A 5,961-nucleotide genomic window follows, 5' to 3' on the forward strand; every position below is an offset into this window, starting at 1 on the left:
ACCGTCACCCGCTCCTTCCCCCGCTGGCCGAAAGCCTCCCAATAGCGCGCGACCGGCTGTTCGTACTCGATCACCCCTCGGTCCGCCAGGATGTGGAGCGCCGTCGCCGCCACCCCCTTCGTCGTCGAAAAACTGCTGAAGAGCGTGTCCGGCCCCACCGGCCGCGGGTCGTTCGGCCCCATCTGCCCCGCCCAGGCATCCACCACCTTCTCCCCGCCCAGGTACGCACAAACCTGCACCCCGAGCTGCGTTCCCCGCGCGATCTGGTCGCGCAGCAGCTCCTGGATCCGCGCATTCAGCGCCTCGTTCATCTCCGTCCCTCCAGCGTCGAGCGTGGCCGAAACTTTACGCTTCCCGAATCCAATTCGAAACTGCTCCGCCACCCCTGCGTTCCAGGGATTCGGGAAAGATTGCGCGTCGCATCCTTCCGCATTGCGAAACGTGCGCAATAATACCTCGACGGCATCCGCCGGAGGAGCAACCTTGAGCAAGCGATTCCTATCGGGCACCCTCGCAGTCGTCCTCTCCGCTGGGCTCGTCGCCGCGGCCTGCGGCGGCGACGACGACACCGGCGGCTCCCCCGCCGCCACCAGTACCCCAGCGTCCGACCGAACACCCGCCCAGCAGCAATCCCCCACGACCCCATCGGCGACCCGGCAAGCCGAGTCCGGCAGCAGCACTATCCCCGACGAACTCCGCTCCGTCGCCGAAGCGTACACGCGCGCTACCTTCACCTCCACCTACGAAATCACCCAGGACACCGGAAAGGGTACGCTCACCCTCGCCCAAGATGGCAAAAAGAGCTACATCGGCATCGAATCCGCCCAAGGTGGCTTCATCATCATCACCACCGACCAGAACACCTTCACCTGCTTCAAAGCCGGGACCACTGGCTTCTGCAGCCGCCAAGCGCCCGACCCATCCTTCGAGGCCCTCGACTTCCGTCAGTCCCTCGATTCGCTCCAAGAGGGCGCGAGCACCTACAAACGGCTCGACGACCGCAAGATCGCCGGATTCGACTCCGCCTGCTGGCAGGTCACCGGAACCTCCAGCTTCGTCCTCTGCGTCGCCAAAAAAGAGAAGATCCTCACCGCCATCCAGTACGACCAGCAGGGTGGCGCATCCATCACCCTGAAGCAGTACTCCGACAAAGTCGACGCCAAGCTGTTCGAACCGCCCTTCCCCGTCCAATAACCTCACGGTCGCGCGAGCTCGTGCGTGGCCGCGCGAGATGGGGGCCCCACCTGGGAGCCCCCATCTTCCCGCGCACCAACCTCGCACGCGTCAGCGCACCTCGATGACCTCGCCTTCGACCACCTCGCCATCCTCGGCCCCGGAAGCGGCCGCTTTCACCGCCGAGAAGCGGAACTCCCCGTCGACGAAATCGACAACCACCCTCTGACCCTCGCGGAACTCGCCGGCCAGGATCCGCCGGGCCAGCTCGTTCTCCACCCGGCGCTGCACCGTCCGTCGCAGCGGGCGCGCCCCGTACACCGGATCGTACCCCTCGCGCACCAGCTCGGCCTTCGCCGCCGGCGTCAGCTCGAAGTCGATCCGCCGCTCCGCCAGCCGCTTGCGGACGTCGTTCGCCAGCAGGTCCACGATCTGCAGCAGCTGCGCCTGCGTCAGCGGTTCGAACACGATGATCTCGTCGATCCGGTTCAGGAACTCCGGCCGGAAGTGCTCACGGAGCGCCTTCTCCACCGAGCCCTGCAGAATCTCCTGCTCGCTCATCCCCTCGGTCCGCACCGTGAAGCCGAACGTCGCCCGCTCCTGAGCGCTCGTCCCGAGGTTGCTCGTCATGATGATCACCGTGTTGCGGAAGTCCACCGTCCGCCCCTGGCCATCCGTCAACCGGCCGTCGTCGAGCACCTGGAGCAGCGTGTTGAATACATCCGGGTGCGCCTTCTCGATCTCGTCGAAGAGGATCACCCGGTAGGGCCGCCGCCGCACCGCCTCCGTCAGCGCGCCGCCTTCCTCGTAGCCCACATACCCCGGCGGTGCGCCGATCAACCGGCTCACCGAATGCCGCTCCTGGTACTCCGACATATCGATGCGGACCATCGCATCCTCGCTGTCGAACAGGTACTCCGCCAGCGCCTTCGCCAATTCCGTCTTCCCGACACCCGTCGGCCCCAAGAAGATGAACGAGCCGATCGGCCGTTTCGGGTCCTTCAGCCCGGCCCGTGCCCGACGAATCGCATCGGCCACCGCGCGAATCGCCCGATCCTGGCCGATCACGCGCTGGTGCAGGTGCTCCTCCAGATGCAACAGCCTCTCCTGCTCCGTCTCGCCCAGCTTCGAAACCGGGATCCCCGTCACATCCGAGACGAGCCTAGCGATATCCTCAGCCGTCACCCGGCGGTCCACCGCCGGGTGCTCCCGCTCCCAGGCCGCTTTCCGGCGCTGGTACTCGTCCTGGAGCTGCAAAATCCGCTGCTTGATTCGCGCCGCCGCCTCGTAATCCTCACGTTGGACGGCGGCCTCCGTCTCCAGCGCCAACTCCTCCAGCTGCTGCTGCAAATCGCGGAGCTCGGCCGGCAGCGATTGGGCTTCGATCACGTGCTTGCTCGCCGCCTCGTCGATCAAATCGATCGCCTTGTCCGGCAGCTTCCGCTCCGTCAGATACCGCGCCGAGAGCTTCGCCGCCGCCTCGATCGCGTCATCGGTGATCTCCACCTTGTGGTGCGCCTCGTACTTCGGTCGCAGCCCCTTCAGGATCGCGATCGTGTCCTCGATGCTCGGCTCCTCCACGAACACCGGGGCGAAACGGCGCTCCAGCGCCGGGTCCTTCTCGATCCGCTCCCGATACTCGTCCAACGTCGTCGCCCCGATCACGTGCAGCTCGCCCCTGGCCAGCGCCGGCTTCATCAGGTTCGAGGCATCGATCGCCCCCTCCGCACCACCGGCCCCCATCACCGTGTGCAGCTCGTCGATGAAGAGGATCACCTGGCCCTCCGCCTGTTTCACCTCGTCCATCACCGCCTTCAGACGCTCCTCGAACTCCCCGCGGAACTTCGAGCCCGCCACCAACGCCCCCATGTCCAACGACAGCAGCCGCTTCCCCTCGAGGTTCTCCGGCACATCCCCAGCCACGATCTTCTGCGCTAGCCCCTCCACGATCGCCGTCTTCCCCACGCCAGCCTCGCCGATCAGCACCGGATTGTTCTTCGTCCGCCGGTTCAGAATCTGCATCACCCGGCGGATCTCCGCCTCCCGGCCAATCACCGGGTCCAGCTTCCCCTGGCGCGCCAACTCCGTCAGGTCCACCGAGTACTTCTCGAGCGACTGGTACCGGCTCTCGGCCGTCTGGCTCGTCACCCGCTGCTTCCCGCGGATCTCCTGCAGCGCGCGGTAGATGCCCTCCTTCGTCACCCCGAATTCGGCCAGCAGCCGCGTCGCGCCGCTCTCCTCGTTGTCCGCGATCGCGATCAGCAGGTGCTCCACCCCCACGTACTCATCCTTCAGCCGTTCCGCCTCCGCGTTCGCCACCTCCAGCATCCGCACCACCTCCGGCGTCGTGTAAATCTGCACCACGTCGTAGGCCAGCGTCGGCAGCTGGTCCACCGCCTTCCCCACGCGCTCCTTCAGGCGGCGCATGTCCACGTTCAGCTTCGCCAGCACCTGCTCCGCGAGCCCACCCTTGTGGTTCACCAGCGCCCAAAGCACATGCGGCACCGACCACTGGCTGTTGCGCTTCTGGCGCACCAGCTCCTGCGAAGCCGCCAGCACCTCTTGCGCCTGCTCCGTGAATCTATCCTGTCGCATCATCGAAATATTCCTCCATCGTTCTTGTCCCAGGGCCAACCTGGGCGCCGCTCGTCGTGGCCCCTGGCGCCACGCCCGAATCCGACCGCGTCGGCCCGTCGCGCCCTAGCGAACCGGACCATCCCGATACGGAGCCGGGAGCCGTGTCGCCCGGAGCCGATCCAGCTCCGCTCGCGTCGCCTCCAGCTCCGCCTGCAGCCGCCGAATCTGCTCGTTCATCCGTAGGATGATGTCGACCCCAGCCAGGTTGACGCCCAGCTCCGAAATCAGCCGCTGCGCCGTCCGCACCCGCTGGATATCGGCATTCGAATACATCCGAATGTTGCCGGCCGTCCGCTTCGGCCGAATCAACCCCACCCGTTCGTAATACCGCAACGTCTGCTGGTGCAGGCCGAGCAGCCGCGCCGCAATGGAGATGACGTACATCGGTTCGTCGTCATCGATCGGAAAACCATTGCTCGATATCTCCTCCTGCACCGGGCGTCACCTCCTTTCGTTCACGTCTCTTCTCCGCCGACGCTCGCCACGTCCCTCGCTCAGCGCCGCGTCGCGGCAGCCCGCAGCTCGCGCAGCGCCTGCCAGTGCTTCCGCTCCTCCGGCGTCAGCTGGTCGGGGAGCATCACCCGCACCTTCACGTAGAGATCACCTCGCTTGCCCGCCTGGCCGAGCACCGGCATCCCCTTCCCGGCCAGCCGGAATTGCTTCCCGTTCTGCGTCAACTCCGGGATCCGCAGCGCCACCCGGCCGTCGATCGTCTGCACCATCACCTCGCCGCCGAGCACGGCATCGGTCACCGGCACCTCCACCTCGCCGTACAGGTCGTCGCCCTTTCGCTCGAAGCGGGCATGCGGCAGCACCGTCACCAGCAGGTAGAGGTCGCCCGGCGCCCCGCTCCCCGTCCCCGGGCGTCCTTCGCCAGCGATCCGCACCCGCGAACCCGTCTTCACCCCCGGCGGGATGCGCACCTCCAGCCGGCGGAACTTCATCGTCGTCCCTATGCCCTCGCAGGCATGGCAGATCGCCCCGGCCACCTCGCCCATCCCCCCACACGTCCGGCAGACCTCCGGCGTCTGCAGATTCAGCGTCCGCGTCGTCCCGTGGAACGCCTCCTCCAGGCTGATCTCCACCGGCGTCTCCACATCCTGGCCTCGCCGGTTCCCCCCCGCCGCGCGTGGCCCGCCCCGCTCCCGCCGAAAGAGCGTCTCGAAGATCGAGCCGAAATCGCCGAAGAAGTCGCCTTCACCGTTTTCCCGCCCGAAAGCCGCGCCCGCGCCCCGTCCGAACGGGTTCGCCCCCGGGCGCGCGCCCGCCGCCTCGAACTGGTCGGCCAGCTCCCATTGGTCGCCCCAACGGTCGTACTTCTTCCGCTTCTCCGGGTCCGAGAGCACCTCGAACGCCTGGTTGATCTCCTTGAAGCGCGCCTCGGCCGCCTTGTCGCCCGGGTTCACATCCGGGTGATACTTCCGGGCGAGCTTCCGGTAGGCCGACTTGATCTCCTTGTCGGTCGCCGTTCGGCTGACGCCGAGCACCTCGTAGAAATCCCTGGCCATGCCCTGAGCATACCGCGCCCCGCCGCGCTCTGCAAGAATTTGACCAAAAAGCTGATAACGACATGCTTAGACCTCTTGACAGCCACAACTGGCGGAATCACAATGGGGGCGAAACAACCAATGCCAGGGAGGTGCACCGATGGCCAACGCACTCACTCGCTGGGACCCGGCAGCCGAGCTCACCGCCATGCGGAACCTGATGGACCGCCTCTTCGAGCAGTCCTTCGGGCGCTTCCCCGCCTTCCGCAACGGCGGCGAAGACCTCGGCCCACTCACCCTCGCCCTCGACGTCATCGAGCAGCCGGATAGCTTCGTCATCAAGGCCGCTATCCCCGGCGTCGACCCCAAGGACGTCGATATCTCCGTCGAAGACGACGTCCTCACCATCAAGGGCGAGTTCAGCCACAAGGAAGAGGCGAACGAGGAGAACTACCTCCGCCGCGAGATCCGCTACGGCAGCTTCCAGCGGCAGCTTCGCCTCCCGCCCACCGTCGACGCCGAAAAGGCCTCCGCTTCCTTCGAGCACGGCATGCTCCGCCTTGTCCTGCCGAAGAAGCCCGAAGCCCGCGCGCGCTCCATCAAGATCACGCCCCAGGGCGTCGTCGAAGGGCAGGCGGTCTCCAACAACTGACCGCCCCCACGG

6 protein-coding genes are annotated in these 5,961 nt (G+C 66.6%); 2 read left to right on the forward strand and 4 right to left on the reverse strand.

Annotated features, from left to right (window positions below; translation table 11 throughout):
- Positions 1 to 311, reverse strand: a 311-nt coding sequence (locus tag VAE53_RS06165) for a serine hydrolase domain-containing protein (RefSeq protein ID WP_322818497.1), incomplete at its 3' end; no start/stop codon positions are given.
- Positions 312 to 483: 172 nt separating this feature from the next.
- Here VAE53_RS06165 and VAE53_RS06170 point away from each other — a divergent pair.
- Positions 484 to 1,194, forward strand: coding sequence for a hypothetical protein (locus tag VAE53_RS06170; protein WP_322818498.1), 711 nt, complete (start codon positions 484 to 486; stop codon positions 1,192 to 1,194).
- Between the two features lie 90 nt (positions 1,195 to 1,284).
- Here the strand turns inward: VAE53_RS06170 and VAE53_RS06175 are convergent, their stop codons facing one another.
- The 3 genes from VAE53_RS06175 to VAE53_RS06185 all read right to left on the reverse strand — a co-directional run bounded on the left by VAE53_RS06175 (position 1,285) and on the right by VAE53_RS06185 (position 5,318).
- On the reverse strand, positions 1,285 to 3,768 hold the full coding sequence (locus VAE53_RS06175) for an ATP-dependent Clp protease ATP-binding subunit (RefSeq protein WP_369294033.1): 2,484 nt from the start codon (positions 3,766 to 3,768) through the stop codon (positions 1,285 to 1,287).
- Between the two features lie 105 nt (positions 3,769 to 3,873).
- Positions 3,874 to 4,245, reverse strand: coding sequence for a heat shock protein transcriptional repressor HspR (locus tag VAE53_RS06180; protein ID WP_322818500.1), 372 nt, complete (start codon positions 4,243 to 4,245; stop codon positions 3,874 to 3,876).
- Between the two features lie 59 nt (positions 4,246 to 4,304).
- Positions 4,305 to 5,318, reverse strand: a complete 1,014-nt coding sequence (locus VAE53_RS06185; RefSeq protein WP_322818501.1) for a DnaJ C-terminal domain-containing protein — start codon at positions 5,316 to 5,318, stop codon at positions 4,305 to 4,307.
- A gap of 139 nt (positions 5,319 to 5,457) precedes the next feature.
- Here VAE53_RS06185 and VAE53_RS06190 point away from each other — a divergent pair, with 139 nt between their 5' ends.
- Positions 5,458 to 5,949, forward strand: coding sequence for an Hsp20/alpha crystallin family protein (locus tag VAE53_RS06190; protein ID WP_322818502.1), 492 nt, complete (start codon positions 5,458 to 5,460; stop codon positions 5,947 to 5,949).
- Positions 5,950 to 5,961: the final 12 nt, after the last annotated feature.

Origin of the sequence: Tepidiforma sp. (assembly GCF_034432735.1) — a bacterium.
GTDB lineage: Bacteria > Chloroflexota > Dehalococcoidia > Tepidiformales > Tepidiformaceae > Tepidiforma.